This is a genomic window from Pseudomonas sp. HC1(2025), from assembly GCF_058742075.1.
Genome location: NZ_CP196017.1, coordinates 1,156,311 through 1,172,800, shown reverse-complemented (window position 1 = coordinate 1,172,800; position 16,490 = coordinate 1,156,311). Strand labels below are relative to the sequence as shown.

The 16,490-nt window shown below is 59.7% G+C and carries 13 protein-coding genes; 5 read left to right on the top strand and 8 right to left on the bottom strand.

Annotated elements, in window-relative coordinates; translation table 11 throughout:
• Positions 1-246: 246 nt before the first annotated feature.
• The gene (locus ACSSVH_RS05130; RefSeq protein WP_492634171.1) at positions 247-975 is read left to right on the top strand and encodes a hypothetical protein; all 729 of its coding nucleotides are present in this window, start codon (positions 247-249) and stop codon (positions 973-975) included.
• A gap of 50 nt (positions 976-1,025) precedes the next feature.
• Here the strand turns inward: ACSSVH_RS05130 and ACSSVH_RS05125 are convergent, their stop codons facing one another.
• The 5 genes from ACSSVH_RS05125 to ACSSVH_RS05105 all read right to left on the bottom strand — a co-directional run bounded on the left by ACSSVH_RS05125 (position 1,026) and on the right by ACSSVH_RS05105 (position 7,330).
• Complete coding sequence (locus tag ACSSVH_RS05125) at positions 1,026-2,237, bottom strand: tyrosine-type recombinase/integrase (RefSeq protein WP_492634170.1); 1,212 nt, start codon at positions 2,235-2,237, stop codon at positions 1,026-1,028.
• A 307-nt stretch (positions 2,238-2,544) separates the two neighbouring features.
• Positions 2,545-4,122, bottom strand: a complete 1,578-nt coding sequence (guaA, locus tag ACSSVH_RS05120) for a glutamine-hydrolyzing GMP synthase (protein WP_029298509.1) — start codon at positions 4,120-4,122, stop codon at positions 2,545-2,547.
• A gap of 81 nt (positions 4,123-4,203) precedes the next feature.
• Positions 4,204-5,673, bottom strand: a complete 1,470-nt coding sequence (gene guaB, locus ACSSVH_RS05115; RefSeq protein WP_016977684.1) for an IMP dehydrogenase — start codon at positions 5,671-5,673, stop codon at positions 4,204-4,206.
• A 186-nt stretch (positions 5,674-5,859) separates the two neighbouring features.
• Positions 5,860-6,408: a sugar ABC transporter ATPase gene (locus ACSSVH_RS05110; RefSeq protein ID WP_169956685.1), complete on the bottom strand. Its 549-nt coding sequence runs from the start codon at positions 6,406-6,408 to the stop codon at positions 5,860-5,862.
• 154 nt (positions 6,409-6,562) lie between these two features.
• A complete protein-coding gene (locus ACSSVH_RS05105; RefSeq protein ID WP_492634169.1) occupies positions 6,563-7,330 on the bottom strand; it encodes a sulfite exporter TauE/SafE family protein in 768 nt (255 codons plus the stop codon).
• Positions 7,331-7,429: 99 nt separating this feature from the next.
• On the opposite strand from ACSSVH_RS05105, the gene ACSSVH_RS05100 reads away from it, so the two are divergent.
• The 4 genes from ACSSVH_RS05100 to leuA all read left to right on the top strand — a co-directional run bounded on the left by ACSSVH_RS05100 (position 7,430) and on the right by leuA (position 12,617).
• The gene (locus ACSSVH_RS05100; RefSeq protein ID WP_492634168.1) at positions 7,430-8,320 is read left to right on the top strand and encodes a LysR family transcriptional regulator; all 891 of its coding nucleotides are present in this window, start codon (positions 7,430-7,432) and stop codon (positions 8,318-8,320) included.
• Positions 8,321-8,350: 30 nt separating this feature from the next.
• The gene (gene xseA, locus ACSSVH_RS05095) at positions 8,351-9,730 is read left to right on the top strand and encodes an exodeoxyribonuclease VII large subunit (RefSeq protein WP_169956692.1); all 1,380 of its coding nucleotides are present in this window, start codon (positions 8,351-8,353) and stop codon (positions 9,728-9,730) included.
• A gap of 3 nt (positions 9,731-9,733) precedes the next feature.
• The gene (locus ACSSVH_RS05090; RefSeq protein WP_170042968.1) at positions 9,734-10,555 is read left to right on the top strand and encodes a M23 family metallopeptidase; all 822 of its coding nucleotides are present in this window, start codon (positions 9,734-9,736) and stop codon (positions 10,553-10,555) included.
• 382 nt (positions 10,556-10,937) lie between these two features.
• Entirely contained in the window at positions 10,938-12,617 is a 1,680-nt protein-coding gene (leuA, locus tag ACSSVH_RS05085; protein ID WP_169956696.1) for a 2-isopropylmalate synthase, read from the top strand.
• A 174-nt stretch (positions 12,618-12,791) separates the two neighbouring features.
• Here leuA and ACSSVH_RS05080 read toward each other — a convergent pair whose 3' ends face one another.
• The 3 genes from ACSSVH_RS05080 to der all read right to left on the bottom strand — a co-directional run bounded on the left by ACSSVH_RS05080 (position 12,792) and on the right by der (position 16,409).
• Positions 12,792-13,583, bottom strand: coding sequence for an amidohydrolase (locus tag ACSSVH_RS05080; protein ID WP_169956323.1), 792 nt, complete (start codon positions 13,581-13,583; stop codon positions 12,792-12,794).
• Positions 13,571-14,719 carry a pyridoxal phosphate-dependent aminotransferase gene (locus tag ACSSVH_RS05075; protein WP_492634167.1) on the bottom strand — a complete coding sequence of 383 codons (1,149 nt, stop codon included), beginning with the start codon at positions 14,717-14,719 and terminating at the stop codon, positions 13,571-13,573. The genes ACSSVH_RS05080 and ACSSVH_RS05075 overlap by 13 nt, the downstream gene beginning before the upstream one ends.
• 220 nt (positions 14,720-14,939) lie before the next feature.
• Positions 14,940-16,409 (bottom strand): ribosome biogenesis GTPase Der, encoded by a 1,470-nt coding sequence (der, locus tag ACSSVH_RS05070; RefSeq protein ID WP_057437955.1) that lies wholly within the window; start codon positions 16,407-16,409, stop codon positions 14,940-14,942.
• Between the last annotated feature and the right edge of the window lie 81 nt (positions 16,410-16,490).

Genomic DNA, 16,490 nt, shown 5'->3' with positions numbered 1-16,490 from the left:
GAACAAATAGGACCATACGTCTGCAGTCGACGCGTCCAGTAACTTTCGCTTGATCTTACCAGGCTTTGCATATGAAAGGAAAAAGCAGTCGCCTACGCCGTCCTTTTCCAGCCCCTGTTTCTGAAGAAACTTGGTCGCTTGATTATCTTCATGCCGATATTTAACGTGCCATGGCGGTCTGCTCGTTGCGCTATGGACGATTAAAAAACAATCCAGATCACCCTAACCATCTAGAGCCTTTAATGCATGAAAAATACTACAGAACCCAATGAAAGCTTAGACAACACAGCGGCAGTAGAAGACTTAAAAAGGAGAGCCAAGCAATCTAGGAGAGCAAGACTTTGTATAGCTTTAGGTTTATTAGTTTTAATGAGCCTTGCAGTGGCGGCCGTATTTAGTTCAAGTCAGACTAAGACATACTCACTCAGCACACTTGCCGAAAAAATCTCTTTTAACAAAATGCGTGACCCCGGGTTATTCTTACGCAAATCCAACGACCTTCTAGAGAAAATTTATCCTGACAGCATAATTAATATGGGAAGACGGATGGATGGCGAAGACGTCAAGGAAGAAAAATTCACAACGGATGAGCGCGCCGCCTACATGCGCGAGCTTGAACAGCTAGTGAAATTTTATGAGCGCACTCAGACAGCATATTCGAAGCAACCATTCGTACAAGAAACGCCGGACTGGACAAATTCCGTATCGTCTATGGCCTTTACATTTGGTGCCATAGCTATTTCAATTCTACTATTCCAGACAGCAGTTTCGTTTATAAGGTACTACTCGCAACTAGCGGAGCTTTATGACTCGCAAGCTAGCGCACTACTGGCCGCCAACAACAACCCCGAAAAGTTCGTAAAATACTCCGAGATACTTTCCCCATCAGCAGTTAACTTCGGAAAGCCTCCTGTGAGTGTTTACGAACGAGCTTTTGAAGCAATAGCATCAATTAGAGGTAAAGAGACGAAGTAAAGATCGAATATGTCACTCAGAAGAACCCGCCTCCGGCGGGTTCCTTTTCACTACCCATTCGTTTTCCGAGGCTTCTTCAGCGTCCACTCATCAATCATATCGGCCCAATCCTGCAACATCGCACGACGCTGATCACGGTACTCGGCCTTGTTATATACGGCGCGCACGCCTTTCTGCTCGTGCGCAAGGCATTTCTCGATCCAGTCGGAATTATAGCCCGCCTCGTGTAACAGCGTGCTGGCTGTGCGGCGTAGGTCGTGGGGACCGAATTTACCTAGAGGCACGCGCTCCTTTTCAGCAAGACGATAGGTCAGCGTCAGTACCTGGTTGATCGTGGCCGCACTCATTGGCAAATCAGAGTCGTAGCGTGACGGCAAAACGTAGTCCGAACCTCCTGCCAAGGTTTTCAACGCGATGAAGAAATCCAATGCCTGCTGTGACAGAAATACCAAATGAGGGTTACGACGCTTCATCCGCTCTTTTGGGATGGTCCATAACGCTTCGCTAAAATTGATCTCACTCCACGTCGCATTGGTCAGCTCGCTCTTGCGCACCATCGTCAGCAGAAGGAGCTTTGCCGCAGCACGAACCGAAGTCGCGGTACCGATTCTGTCCATGTACTGGTACATCAGCGCAATTTCATCGGGCGTCAACGCACGGTCGCGTGGCTCAAATTTCGCGATACTGGCAGGCCGTACCAGATCTGCCGGGTTCTCAACCTTCTGCCCACGCTCAATGGCCCAACGGAAGACTTGCAGCACGATCTCCCGTGAATGGACGGCGGTTGCAGGCGCACCCCGCTCTACTATCGCGTCAGTCAACGCTCGCAGGTCCTCATGGTTTATTTCTACCAGCTTCTGATTGCCAAACTTCAGCTTCAACTCGCGCTCATAGACTGATCGGCGCATGTCTCGTGTCGAGTCCGCCATCTGGTAGCCGCGTAGCCATTTTTCAGCCCAAGCATCAAAAGTCTCAGCGCCCTTCGTGCGGGCCTTCGCACGTGCTTTTTCCTTAGCTGGAGACTTGCCAGCGGCGACCATCTTCTTCGCCTCCCCTAGCCGTTCGCGAGCCTCTGCCAGAGTGATCCCCCCTGAGCCATAACGACCGAAGGTGATGGTCTCCTGCCGGCCGTTGATGGAGTAGTTGTAGCGAAAGGAGATCGAGCCGGCTTTAGTGACGGCTACGTACAAGCCGTCACGGTCAATCACCTTGTAAAGCTTGTCTTGGGGCTTGAGATTTCGAAGCTTGGTATCGGTGAGCATGGCTTCCACTATTTCTATGAAAAAATACCATGCCCTGAAAAGCGCGGAAAAATTGGGTCCACCCCCAGTAAAACCGGGCCTTTAGGCCAACTCGATACCATGCCAACCCTGAGGCAAAGGGCATGGTATTGAGCGTCATGCATGGCATTGGATACAGTCAGTACCCCGTACCATGCCACATACACACCGTGCTTGGCGATACAGAACGCTACCTGAATTTGCCAGACCCAAAAACTCAAAAGCCCGCAATTACGCGGGCTCCAGGGCATTTTTTGCTACATCGTGCAGGACAATGCCTGACGCGGGATCATTCCCACTCAATCGTCGCCGGCGGCTTGCTCGACACGTCATACGTCACGCGCGAGATGCCTTCGATTTCATTGATGATACGGCCGCTGACAGTCTCCAGCAGTTCGTACGGCAGGTGTGCCCAGCGGGCGGTCATGAAGTCGATGGTTTCTACGGCACGCAGGGCCACGACCCAGGCGTAGCGACGGCCATCGCCAACCACGCCAACCGATTTCACCGGCTGGAACACGACGAAGGCCTGGCTGACTTTGTGGTACCAGTCGGCCTTGCGCAGTTCTTCGATGAAGATGTGGTCGGCGCGACGCAGCAGGTCGGCGTATTCCTTCTTCACTTCACCGAGGATGCGCACGCCCAGGCCCGGGCCCGGGAATGGGTGGCGGTAGACCATGTCGTACGGCAGGCCCAGTTCCAGGCCCAGGCGACGGACTTCGTCCTTGAACAGTTCGCGCAGCGGTTCTACCAGCTTGAGGTTCATTTCCTCAGGCAGGCCACCCACGTTGTGGTGGGACTTGATCACGTGGGCCTTGCCGCTCTTGGCGCCGGCCGACTCGATCACGTCGGGGTAGATGGTGCCCTGGGCGAGGTACTTGATGTTGTCCAGTTTGTTGGACTGGGCATCGAAGACGTCGATGAAGGTGCGGCCGATGATCTTGCGCTTCTTCTCCGGGTCGGACTCGCCGGCCAGGTTGTTCAAGAACTGATCTTCGGCGTTGGCGCGGATCACCTTGACGCCCATGTTCTCGGCGAACATGGCCATCACTTGCTCGCCTTCGTGCAGGCGCAGCAGGCCGTTGTCGACGAACACGCAGGTCAGTTGGTCACCGATAGCCTTGTGCAGCAGCGCAGCAACCACGGAGGAGTCAACGCCGCCGGAAAGGCCGAGCAGGACGTTGTCGGTACCGACCTGGGCGCGCACGTTGGCGATGGCGTCTTCAGCGATTTTAGACGGGGTCCACAGGGCTTCACACTCGCAGATGTCGAGGATGAAGCGCGACAGGATGCGCCCGCCTTGCTTGGTGTGAGTCACTTCCGGGTGGAACTGCACGCCGTAGTAACGACGCTCGTCGCTGAACATGCCGGCGATCGGGCAGCTCGGGGTGCTGGCCAGGATGTGGAAGTCTTCCGGCATCCGGGTGACCTTGTCACCGTGGCTCATCCAGACATCGAGGCCGAACAGGCCGTCGGCGTCGACGTGGTCTTCGATGCCGTCCAGCAGGCGGCTCTTGCCGACCACGTCGACACGGGCATAACCGAATTCACGCAGCTCGGAACCTTCAACCTTGCCGCCCAGTTGCTCGGCCATGGTCTGCATGCCGTAGCAGATACCAAATACCGGCACGCCCAGGTCGAATACCGCTTGTGGGCAGCGCGGGCTGTTGGCTTCGTGCACGGACTCGGGGCCACCGGCGAGGATGACGCCTTTAGGGGCGAATTCGCGGATCGCTTCGTCATCCATGTCGAACGGATGCAGTTCGCAGTACACGCCGATTTCACGCACGCGGCGGGCGATCAGCTGGGTGTACTGGGAACCGAAGTCGAGGATCAGGATGCGGTGGGCGTGAATGTCGAGGGCCATGAAGTCAGTCTCGTCTAATGAATCAGAAACAACTCGGGGCTGAAAGAACAGCCCCGGTTACTTAACGTTTTGCTGGAAGCCTCAACCTACGCGGTAGTTTGGCGCTTCCTTGGTGATCTGCACGTCGTGGACATGGGATTCAGCCATGCCGGCGCCGGTGATCCGTACGAACTCTGGCTTGGTGCGCATTTCTTCGATGTCGGCGCTGCCGGTGTAGCCCATCGAGGAACGCAGTCCGCCCATCAGTTGATGGATGATGGCGCTCAGGGTGCCTTTGTACGGCACACGGCCTTCGATGCCTTCCGGTACGAGCTTCTCGGCGCCTGCCGAGGAGTCCTGGAAGTAGCGGTCGGAAGAGCCTTGCGCCTGGGACATGGCGCCCAGCGAACCCATGCCACGGTAAGCCTTGTAGGAACGGCCCTGGAACAGTTCGATCTCGCCTGGCGCTTCTTCAGTGCCGGCAAACATCGAGCCCATCATCACGCAGGAAGCACCGGCCACGATGGCCTTGGACAGGTCACCGGAGAAACGGATGCCGCCGTCGGCGATCAACGGTACGCCAGTGCCTTCGAGGGCAGCGGCAACATTGGCGATGGCGCTGATTTGCGGCACGCCCACACCGGCGACGATCCGCGTGGTGCAGATTGAGCCAGGGCCGATACCGACCTTGACGGCGTCAGCGCCGGCTTCGGCCAGGGCCTTGGCGGCAGCGCCGGTGGCGATGTTGCCGCCGATCACCTGTACGTCAGGGAAGTTCTGCTTGACCCAGCGCACGCGGTCGATCACGCCTTTGGAGTGACCGTGGGCGGTGTCGACCACCACCACGTCAACCCCGGCAGCGACCAGGGCCGAAACGCGGTCGCCGGTGTCTTTACCGGTACCAACGGCGGCGCCAACGCGCAGACGACCTTGGTCATCCTTGCTGGCCAGCGGGTAAGCCTTGGCTTTTTCGATGTCGTTGACGGTCATCATGCCTTTGAGGGCGAATTTGTCGTCGACGATCAGCACGCGCTCGATGCGGTGCTTGTGCAGCAGTTCACGCACATCGTTCTTGTCGGCGCCTTCCTTGACAGTAACGAGGCGCTCTTTAGGCGTCATCACTTCACGGACGGTGACTTCAAGACGGTTTTCAAAGCGCACGTCACGGGAAGTGACGATGCCGACCAGGTCGCCATCGTGCAGCACTGGAACACCGGAGATGTTGTGCAGGCGGGTCAGGTCGAACAGGTCGCGCACGGTGGCGTCGGCTTCGATGGTGATCGGATCTTTCACCACGCCGGCTTCGTAACGCTTGACCTTGCGCACTTCGGCAGCTTGCTGCTCGATGGTCATGTTCTTGTGGATGATGCCGATGCCGCCTTCCTGAGCCATGGCGATTGCCAAACGGGCTTCAGTGACGGTGTCCATGGCAGCGGAAACCAGAGGAATATTCAGCTCGATGCCACGGGTTAGGCGGGTCTTGAGACTGACTTCGTTAGGAAGCACCTCGGAATAACCGGGCACTAGGAGAATGTCGTCGAATGTCAGAGCTTCTTGGCTGATACGCAGCATCGCGGGGGCTCCCGAGCGGGAAAATGGAAGCGCGTCATTATACTCAGACACCCCTCGGGCCTCAACGTAAAACTCTGACAAACTTGGTAATACTGATAGATGGGTAAAACCAGTCTCTGGTTTGGCGCACGGCCCAGGCCCCATCGCCGGCAAGCCGGCTCCTACAGGTAGGGGGCGGCAGTGGTTTTAGAGTTCGACTTTGACCCAACTGATTTTCTGATCGAGCCAATCGGCAAACTCGTCGATAAAGCTCTGCTTGAAGCCCGCTTCCGCCCAGTTGTTGAAGATAAAGCCCAGGTTGGAAAAGCCGCATTCCTGCAGGAACAGGAAACCGTTGATGTCATCTTCATGCCCACACAGCGGGCAAGTGAAGTTGTCGGTGTGGCCGGGCATCCAGTCTTCCAGGCTGTCGAACAGCGCCTCGCCAACTTCTTTAAGGCATTGCGGGCAGCCGGCTTCTTCGAGAAAACCCTTGGCGGGGGTATAGATGCAGCGTTTGTAGATGATTTCCAGGCCGTTGACCGGTTCGTTGAACGGCAGCGCCTCGGGGTGCAGCACCACCGCGCGAGCACCGTCGGCCAGGGCATAGCCCATGCGGTTGCCGGTGCGGCCACAGGTGGTCAGTTCTTCCTTGATGATGTTCTTGCGCACCAGCCAGCGCACGATGGCCCGGGCGCGGGGTTCGTGGACGGGCAAGGTGGAGATTTTCGGGACAAGGATGCTTTGGGAATTCATGGGAGTCCTGCGGTGTGGCGTCTGACGCCTTCGCGAGCAAGCCCGCTCCCACATTCGACTGCATTCCTACAGGAGAAATGCAGTCGAATGTGGGAGCGGGCTTGCTCGCGAAGAGGCCCTGAAGGCTGGCAGCTTAATCTCTGCCCCACACAGGTCAAGTACTCAAATACCGTCCAATCAAGGCAATGCCACTGGCCAGTACCAGCCACGTCACCAACCGCACAAACGCCTCGCGGGACATGCGCAGGGTCAATCGCCGCCCCGCCCACAGCCCCAGGGCCATCGCCGGCAGTAGGCACACGGCCAACATCAGCAGCGGCAACTCGGCATACACCCCGGCGATCAAAAACAGGCTCAGGCGTACCACCGTGCTCGCGCTGATCAGCGCACTTTGGGTCGCTCGCGCCCCGTCCTTGGGCAGGCGGCTGTTCAGATAGATCGCATATAAAAAGCCGCCACTGCCAAACAAGGCACCAAACAGTCCGCCCACCACGCCCATCGGCACCGACCAGCCGGCAGCCAGGGCTGTGGGCTTGGCCCTTACCGTCAGGCTGTAGATGGCATAGGCGCTGATAAACAGGCCCATCAACAGCAGGAGCAGATCCGAATGCAGGTTGAGCAGGAAGATCACGCCAAGGGTGCAGCCAATCGCCATGCACGGCAGTAACCGCAACAGCTCCGGCTTGATCACATCCCGCCGCGATTGCAGCAGGTTGCCAAAGGCCGCGACGAAATCCAGCAGCACCAGCAGCGGGATGATCTTCGACAGCGGCATAAACATAATCAGGATCGGCCCGGCCACCAGCGCCGTGCCAAAGCCGGCGATGCCAAACACGATGTAAGCCAGGGCAATCCCCAGGCCGATTACCAGCCAGTCCATCGTCCCGAACGACCACTGCCCCATCAATTCAACCAGGCTCATGCAATATTCCTTGTCAGCGATGGCCCTCACTTTAGCCAAGCCGGTGAGTTGCGACTAATATCTTCCACGCCCTCCACCTATCTCGAAAAGGCATGACTCGTGATTTCCACCCGGCAACTGCGTTACTTCGTTGAAATCGCCGAGAGCGGCAGCTTCAGCGCCGCCGCCGAGCGCCTGTTTGTCGCGCAATCGGCCCTCAGCCGGCAGATCAAGGAGCTGGAAATTATCCTGCACACCCCGCTGTTCGAGCGCACCGCCCGCCAACCCAGGCTGACTGCCGCCGGCGAGGCGTTTTATCCACGGGCGCGCAATCTGCTGGGCGAGTTGCACAAGGCCAGTGAACTGGCGACCCAGGTCGGCCACGGCCAGCTCGGCACCCTGCGCCTGAGCCACTCCAGCACAGTGCCGATGAGTGGGCGGGTACTGCGCGGGATCAGCGCCTGGCTGGAGCAGTGCCCCGGGGTGTCGCTGGATATCGTCAAACTGTCCTCTGAAGCGCAGTTGGAAGACATTGCCGAGGGTCGCCTGGAAGTCGGCCTGCTGCGCCTGCCGGTGCTACGCCAGCGCGAGGGGGTACGCATCCTGCCTTTATATAAGGAGCCGCTGCTGCTGGCAGTCCCGCCAGGCCATCCGTTGGCCCGGCATTCCTCGGCCATTGAGCTGGCGCAGTTGCAGGACCAAGCCTTTATCTCGATCCCCCATCCGCAACGCGGCGGCCTGAGTTACCTGTCAGCCGAGTTGTGCATGCGCGCCGGATTTTTCCCCAAGGCGGCGCGGGTGATGTCGCGCAAGACCACCCAATTGCAACTGATCCAGGCGGGGTTTGGCATTGCCCTGCTGCCCGAGTCGATGCGCGATATCGCCCCGGCCAACATTCACTTCCTGCCCCTGGCCGACCCCGATTGCCACAGCACCGTGGCCCTGGCCTGTGCGCAGGCGCCGAGCGCGCTGGTTGCGCAGTTCTGTCAAACACTGGGCGAATGCCTATAAACTGCCGCCCATGACTAAAGATCGCCTCTCATGATTAAAGACCCGTTTGCCCGCCTGGGCCTGGACCGCGAAGTCCTGACTGTCAGCCAGCTCAACGGCCGCGCGCGGGTGTTGCTGGAGGACGTGTTCACCAATATCTGGGTCGAGGGCGAGATCTCCAACCTCGCCCGCCCGGCCTCCGGCCATGTGTATTTCACCCTCAAGGACAGTGGCGCGCAGGTGCGTTGTGCACTGTTTCGCAATAACGCTGCGCGGGTGCGCCAGGCGTTGAAGGATGGCCTGGCGGTCAAGGTGCGCGGCAAGGTCTCGCTGTTCGAGGGGCGTGGCGACTATCAGTTGATTCTCGACACTGTGGAGCCGGCCGGTGATGGTGCGCTGCGCCTGGCCTTCGATGCACTGAAGGAAAAACTCAGCGCCGAAGGCTTGTTCAGCGCCGAGCGCAAAGTGCCACTGCCGGCCCACCCGCGGCGCATCGGCATTATCAGCTCACCTACGGGCGCGGTGATTCGCGACATCATCAGTGTGTTCGGCCGCCGCGCGCCGAATGTGCAACTGACCCTGATCCCCACCGCCGTGCAGGGCCGCGAGGCCGTGGCGCAGATTGTCCGCGCCCTCAAGTTGGCCGATGCCCGTGGTTTTGATGCACTGATCCTGGCCCGTGGTGGTGGCTCGCTGGAAGACCTCTGGTGCTTCAACGAAGAAGCCGTGGCGCGGGCCATCGATGCCTGTGTCACGCCTATCGTCAGTGCCGTGGGTCATGAGACCGATGTGTCCATCAGCGACTTCGTGGCCGACGTACGCGCGCCCACGCCGTCGGCGGCTGCTGAGCTGCTGGCGCCGGACGCCAGCAACCTGGTGCGTCAGGTCGAAAGCCTGCATCGCCGGCTGGTGATGCTGATGCGCAATCGCCTGACCCACGACCGCCTGCGCCTGGAAGGCATGGCCCGGCGCCTGCGCCACCCCGGTGAGCGCCTGCGCCAGCAGGCCCAGCGCCTGGATGACCTGGATATGCGCCTGCGCCGCGCGTTCGAGCGCAGCCTCAATACCCGCCGCGAACGCCTGATCCGCCTGGAAACCCGCCTGGCCGGCCAGCATCCGGGGCGGCAATTGGCGCTACTGCGCCAAAGGCTGGACAGCCTCGCCGAACGCCTGCCCCGCGCGATGCGCGAAGGCCTCAAGGCGCGCCGCCTGCAACTGCAAAGCCAGGTGCAGACGTTGCAGGTGGTCAGCCCGCTGGCGACCTTGGGCCGTGGCTACAGCATCCTGCTGGACGAGCGCGGCCAGGCCATTCGCAATGCCGCACAAACCCACACCGGCCAGCGCCTGACCGCGCGTCTCGGTGAAGGCCAATTGCAAGTGCGGGTGGAAGACAACCACCTGACACCCGTCACCCTTTCATTACTGGATTGATTGATGCCTCGTCTATTTAGCCTGTTGATGTTGCTGTGCCTGACCTTCAATGCCCACGCCGACAGCTACATCACCCGCACTCTGAACAAGCCGGTGCCTGGCGGTGTGGCCGTGGTCGACCTGGGCCCTGGAGCCGCCGCGCCGAAAGCCACTTACCAAGGCAAACCGGTGCTGGTGGTCAAGGAACAGGACAACTGGCTGGCGATTGTCGGCATCCCGTTGACGGTCAAGCCCGGTAACGAGCGGATCAGCAGTGGCGGGCGCACCCTGCCGTTTATCGTTGGTTTCAAGAAGTATCCGGAACAGCGCATCACCCTGAAGAATAAAAGCCAGGTCAACCCTGAGCCGGCGCAACTCAAGCGCATCGAGGGCGAGTTGGCGGTGCAGCTCAAGGCTTACCGCAGCTTCAGCCCGAACCTGCCGAGCAACCTGGTGCTGGACAAGCCGGTGAATGGTCCGCTGTCGAGCAGGTTCGGCGTGCGCCGCTTCTTCAACGGTGAAGAGCGCAACCCGCACTCGGGCCTGGACTTCGCGGTGCCTGCCGGCACGCCGATCAAGACGCCGGCCAATGGCAAGGTGATCCTGGTGGGTAATTACTTCTTCAACGGCAACACGGTGTTCGTCGACCACGGCCAGGGCTTTATCAGCATGTTCTGCCATATGTCGAAGATTGACGTGAAGGTGGGCCAGCAATTGGTGCGAGGGGCGGTGGTCGGCAAGGTCGGGGCGACGGGCCGGGCGACCGGGCCGCATATGCACTGGAATATCAGCTTGAATGATGCGCGGGTGGATCCGGCGATCTTTATTGGCGCGTTCCAACCTTGATGTGATCGTTGAGCTTACTGGCGCCGTCGCGGGCTTGCATGCGATGGCGCCCGATCAGTCGCCACTGATTGCGCATCTGGAAACCCCAACGCAAATAGAACAAAGCCTCCCGACTTTTTCCACAATAAAATCTCGTTTCCTACAACAATAGAAGAACTTCTCTCAATTTTTTCCGACTGCTTGCCATCTTTCACCCCGGCGGTTAGGGTTGAGCTTATGAAAACCTCTCACACCCTCATTCAGCTCCGCCAGCACCGCAGCCTGTGCCTCGTCAGCGCACGACTGCCAGGCTGAATCGATCTGCCTCGTCCCCGATTTGCATCCCTAATAAACGCTTTCTGGCAGGCCGCCTCTTCTCGGCCCTACAACAAGGATTCTTCTGATGAGCATGCTCAAAGACCCGTCTTCGAAATACCGCGCGTTCCCGACCATTGATATCCCGGACCGCACCTGGCCATCCAAGACCATCACCACCGCGCCGATCTGGTGCAGCTCCGACTTGCGCGACGGTAACCAGTCGCTGATCGAGCCCATGGATGCGGTGAAAAAACTGCGTTTCTGGAAAACCCTGGTCGCGGTGGGCGTGAAAGAGATCGAAGCCTCGTTCCCGGCCGCGTCGCAAACCGACTTCGACTTCGTGCGCACCCTGATCGAAGACAACCACATCCCCGAGGACACCACCATCCAGGTGCTGACCCAGGGCCGTGAAGACTTGATCGCCCGTACCTTCGAATCCCTGCGCGGTGCCAAGAAAGCCATCGTGCACTTGTACAACGCCACTTCGCCGTCGTTCCGCCGTATCGTGTTCAACCAGGACAAGGATGGGATCAAGGCCATCGCAGTCGACGCAGCCAAGCTGTTCGTCAAGTACGCTGCCCAGCAGCCGGAAACCCAGTGGACCTTCGAGTACTCCCCGGAGACCTTCAGCGCTACTGAACTGGAATTCGCCAAGGAAGTGTGTGACGCGGTGATCGAGGTGTGGAACCCGACGCCCGAGCACAAGATGATCCTCAACCTGCCGGCCACCGTGGAATGCGCCACGCCGAATATCTATGCCGACCAGATCGAGTGGTTCGGTCGCCATATCAACCGTCGTGACAGCGTGATCATCAGCCTGCACACCCACAACGACCGTGGCACCGGTGTTGCAGCGACCGAACTGGGCCTGATGGCCGGCGCCGATCGTGTCGAAGGCTGCCTGTTCGGCAACGGCGAGCGTACCGGTAACGTCGACCTCGTCACCGTGGCGTTGAACCTCTACACCCAGGGCGTGAACCCTGAGCTGGACTTCTCCGACATCGACGGCGTGCGCAAAGTGGTCGAGGAATGCAACCAGATCCCGGTCCACCCGCGTCACCCGTATGTTGGCGACCTGGTCCACACCGCATTCTCCGGCTCGCACCAGGACGCGATCCGCAAGGGCTTCGCCCAGCAGAAACCGGACACCTTGTGGGAAGTACCGTACTTGCCAATCGACCCGGCTGACATTGGCCGCAGCTACGAGGCGGTGATCCGCGTCAACAGCCAGTCGGGCAAGGGCGGCATCGCCTACTTGCTGGAGCAGGAATACGGCATCAGCTTGCCACGCCGCATGCAGATCGAGTTCAGCCAGGTGGTACAGGCCGAGACCGATCGCGTGGGCCTGGAAATGACCGCCGCGCAGATCCACGCATTGTTGCAGCGTGAATACCTGCAGGCCAACACCCCGTACGCGTTGGTCAGCCACCGCTTGCAGGAAGAGAACGGCAACAGCTCGGTAGAAGTTGAAGTGTCCGGCAAAGGTCAGGGCGAAACCAACCTGCGCTGGCACGGCAAGGGCAATGGCGCGCTGGAAGCGCTGGTGGCCGGCCTGCCGATTGGGGTCGAGATCATGGACTACAACGAGCACGCGATTGGCGCGGGTACTAACGCCAAGGCTGCCGCTTACATTGAACTGCGCGTGAACGGCGAGCGTCCGGTGCACGGTGTGGGGATTGATGAAAACATCACCACGGCCAGCTTCAAGGCAGTGTTCAGCGCGCTGAACCGTTCGTTGAGCCAGCTGGAAGCGAAAGCGGCGTAACTGCCTGCTGGAATGCAAAAGGCCCCTGGGTGAGAACCCAGGGGCCTTTTTTATTTGTGGTTGTGGTGGTGCTGATGGCCTTATCGCGGGCAAGCCCGCTCCCACATTTGCAATGCAGTACCCTGTGGGAGCGGGCTTGCCCGCGATAGCTACCTCACTGGCAACGGGCTCCTGTCAGACAAACTGAAAGCTATCGGCATCCAGATTCGCCGGAAACCGCGTGCGGTACTCCGCCAATTGCGCCGCCTCCAGGCACACCTGGAACACCCCGTCCGCCTCCCCCGCGCTCAGCAGGCTTTCACCCTGGAAGTCCAGGACCTGGCTGTCCCCGGTGTAGGCAAAACCCTTGCCATCCGTTCCCACCCGATTCACCGCCGCCACATAGCACAGGTTTTCGATGGCCCGGGCCGGCAACAGGCGGTTCCAGTGCTGGCGCCGCGCCCCCGGCCAGTTGGCGGTGTACAGCAGCAGGTCGGTGTCCTGGGCGTCCCGGCTCCACACCGGGAAGCGCAGGTCATAGCAGATCAGCGGGCGTATCCGCCAACCCTTGAGCTCGAACTGCACCTGACGCTCGCCAGGCGTGTAGTGATTGTGCTCGCCGGCCATGCGAAACAGGTGGCGCTTATCGTAGTGCAACACCTCACCGTCAGGCCGTGCCCACAATAGGCGATTACGGTGACTGCCATCGGCGGCTTGGATGATCACACTGCCGGTAATCACCGCGTTGTGCTTATGTGCCTGAGCCTTGAGCCATTCATGGGTCGGGCCGTTTTCGGCTTCGGCTAGCAGTTGGGATTCCATGGAAAATCCGGTGGTGAACATTTCTGGCAGCACGATCAGGTCGGCGCCCGCGGCCTGCTCCAGCAGCAGCTCGAAATGCTCCAGGTTGGCCTGGCGGTCATGCCAGGCCAGGGTGGTCTGTACCAGGGCGATATTCAGGTCGGGTAAAGCACTTAGATCACGCATAGTTTCTCGGCTGCTTGGCGCAGCGTCTCCTCGCGTTTGGCAAAGCACAGGCGCACCAGGCGCTGGCCTTGGGGTGGGGTCCGATAGAACACCGAGACCGGAATTGTCGCCACACCATGCTCGCGGGTCATCCACAGCGACATGGCCACGTCATCCAGGTCCGGGCGAATCTGTGAGTAATCCACCAGTTGAAAGTAAGTACCGGCCACCCGCGTAAAACTGAAACCCGAGGGGGCCAGCAGATCGCAGAACAGGTCGCGCTTGGCCTGATAAAAGGCTGGCAGTTCCTCGACATGTTCCGGGTGCTCGGCCATAAAGTCGGCCAGGGCGAACTGCAACGGCGTCACACCGCAGAAGCTGACGTATTGATGTACCTTGCGCAGCTCGGCGCTCAAGGCCGCTGGGGCCACCACGTAGCCGGTCTTCCAGCCGGTGACGTGGTAGGTCTTGCCAAAGGAGCTGACCACGAACGCGCGCTGATACAGCTCTTCGTGGGCCAGGACGCTGACGTGGGGCACGCCATCGAAAACCAGGTGTTCGTAGACTTCATCGCTGACTAGGTAGATATCGCGGTCGCGGATCAGCTCGGCCAATTGGTCCAGCTCGGCGCGGCTGATCAGGGCGCCGCTGGGGTTGTGCGGGGTGTTGAGGATGATCATCCGCGTACGCGGTGACAGCGCCGCCTCGATCTGCTCGAAATCCAGGCTGAAGTCCGTCAGCCCCAACTGCACATGCACGCAACGCCCACCGGCCAGCTCCACCGCAGGTTCGTAGCTGTCGTAGCACGGGTCGAAGACAATCACTTCATCACCGCTGCGGATCACCGCCTGGATCGCACAGAAGATCGCCTGGGTGGCGCCGGGGGTGATGGTCACTTCGCTGTCGGGACTGACCTGCACGCCATAGCTGCGGGCGATCTTGGCCGCCACTTGCTGGCGCAGGGCCGGTAGGCCGGTCATCGGCGCGTATTGGTTATGGCCGCTGGCAACGTGTTTGCCCACCGCGTCGAGCAAGGCCTGGGGGCCATTGAAGTCGGGAAATCCCTGGGACAGGTTCAACGCGCCGGTTTCGGCAGCGAGTTGCGACATGGTGGTGAAAATGGTGGTGCCGACATTTGGCAGCTTGCTGGTGATCATTCGGTGGGCCCCTGGCGGTGAGTTACAAGTTGTAAGCTGCAAGCGCCGAAGGGTCAATCGTGAGGCACAAAAAAGGGCTCGTTCAGAGCCCCTTCTTGGGTAACGCCTAACTTACATAAGAGCTGGCTTGCCTGGGTTGGCGCTGGGTCAGTCAGCACATCGGTGTCTGACCTGTCGCTATCGCGGGCAAGCCCGCTCCCACACAAGCCTGCTCCCAGAGCTAGCGGCGATCTTTACGCTTTTTGTCAGCCTTCTTGTTGTGGCTCATCAAGCGACGTTTCTTGTTCACTTGGCGGTCAGTCAGGCTGTTCTTGTTGCCTTCGTACGGGTTTTCACCACCTTTGAACTCGATGCGGATCGGTGTACCGACCAGCTTCAGGACACGGCGGTAGGTGTTTTCCAGGTAACGCACGTAGGACTTGGGCACCTTCTCGATCTGGTTACCGTGGATCACGATAATCGGCGGGTTGGCACCACCCAAGTGGGCGTAACGCAGCTTGATCCGACGGTTGTTGACCATCGGTGGCGCGTGTTCGCCCACGGCGTCTTCGAGGATCTGGGTCAGGCGGTTGGTCGGCCAGCGGGTGACCGCCGACTTGAACGAGTTCTGTACCGACGCGTAGAGGTTGCCCACGCCAGTGCCGTGCAGCGCCGAGATAAAGTGGATATCGGCGAAGTCGACGAAGAACAACCGACGTTGCAGCTCGACCTTGACGAAGTCGCGCTCGCTCGGGGTCATGCCGTCCCATTTGTTGATCGCGATCACCAATGCCCGACCGGCCTCCAGGGCAAAGCCCAGCAGGTTGAGGTCGTGGTCGACCACGCCTTCGCGGGCGTCCATGACGAAAATCACCACGTTGGCGTCTTTGATCGCCTGCAGGGTTTTGACCACCGAGAACTTTTCAACTTCCTCGTGGATCTTGCCGCGCTTGCGCACACCGGCGGTGTCGATCAGCGTGTACTTCTCGTCGTTACGCTCGAACGGGATGTAGATACTGTCGCGGGTGGTGCCGGGCTGGTCATAGACGATTACCCGGTCCTCACCGAGCATGCGGTTGACCAGGGTCGACTTGCCCACGTTGGGGCGGCCGATGATGGCGATCTTGATCCCGTCTTTTTCACTCGGGCCAGGAATGCGCTTGGCTTCCTCGCCTTCGGCGACGATCTCTTCTTCACCTTCAACTTCTTCGGCGTCATCCTTGGGGAAGTCGCGCAGGGCGATTTCCAACATCTGGGTGATGCCGCGACCGTGGGCACCGGCGACAGGAATCGCGTCACCCAGGCCCATCGGGCTGAATTCGGCACGGGCCGCCTCAGGATCGATGTTGTCGATCTTGTTGGCGATCAAATAGGAGCGCTTGTTACGCTTGCGCAAGTGCTCGCCGATCATTTGGTCGGCAGCGGTGTAGCCCGCGCGGGCGTCCACCAGGAACAACACGACATCGGCTTCTTCAATGGCCAGCAGCGACTGCTCGGCCATCTTTTCGTCCATGCCATGCTCGTCACCGGAGATACCACCGGTGTCGACAATAATGTAGGAGCGCCCTTGCCACTTTGCCTCACCGTATTGGCGATCACGGGTCAGACCGGACAAGTCGCCGACGATGGCGTCGCGAGTCCTGGTCAGGCGGTTGAACAAGGTGGACTTGCCGACGTTAGGTCGGCCCACCAGGGCGATTACGGGAACCATGCGGCTCTCCACTGCGTTATTTCAGAAAATACAAAAGCCGCTGCAAGGCAGCGGCTGGTGCTCGGGGCAACACCCGAAGGT

Coding starts and splice junctions, on each gene's coding strand:
- leuA (WP_169956696.1), top strand. CDS start 10,938: ATGAGCATGCTCAAAGACCCGTCTTCGAAATACCGCGCGTTCCCGACC.
- xseA (WP_169956692.1), top strand. CDS start 8,351: ATGATTAAAGACCCGTTTGCCCGCCTGGGCCTGGACCGCGAAGTCCTG.
- ACSSVH_RS05080 (WP_169956323.1), bottom strand. CDS start 13,583: ATGCGTGATCTAAGTGCTTTACCCGACCTGAATATCGCCCTGGTACAG.
- ACSSVH_RS05105 (WP_492634169.1), bottom strand. CDS start 7,330: ATGAGCCTGGTTGAATTGATGGGGCAGTGGTCGTTCGGGACGATGGAC.
- ACSSVH_RS05110 (WP_169956685.1), bottom strand. CDS start 6,408: ATGAATTCCCAAAGCATCCTTGTCCCGAAAATCTCCACCTTGCCCGTC.
- ACSSVH_RS05075 (WP_492634167.1), bottom strand. CDS start 14,719: ATGATCACCAGCAAGCTGCCAAATGTCGGCACCACCATTTTCACCACC.
- der (WP_057437955.1), bottom strand. CDS start 16,409: ATGGTTCCCGTAATCGCCCTGGTGGGCCGACCTAACGTCGGCAAGTCC.
- ACSSVH_RS05125 (WP_492634170.1), bottom strand. CDS start 2,237: ATGCTCACCGATACCAAGCTTCGAAATCTCAAGCCCCAAGACAAGCTT.
- ACSSVH_RS05130 (WP_492634171.1), top strand. CDS start 247: ATGAAAAATACTACAGAACCCAATGAAAGCTTAGACAACACAGCGGCA.
- ACSSVH_RS05090 (WP_170042968.1), top strand. CDS start 9,734: ATGCCTCGTCTATTTAGCCTGTTGATGTTGCTGTGCCTGACCTTCAAT.
- guaB (WP_016977684.1), bottom strand. CDS start 5,673: ATGCTGCGTATCAGCCAAGAAGCTCTGACATTCGACGACATTCTCCTA.
- guaA (WP_029298509.1), bottom strand. CDS start 4,122: ATGGCCCTCGACATTCACGCCCACCGCATCCTGATCCTCGACTTCGGT.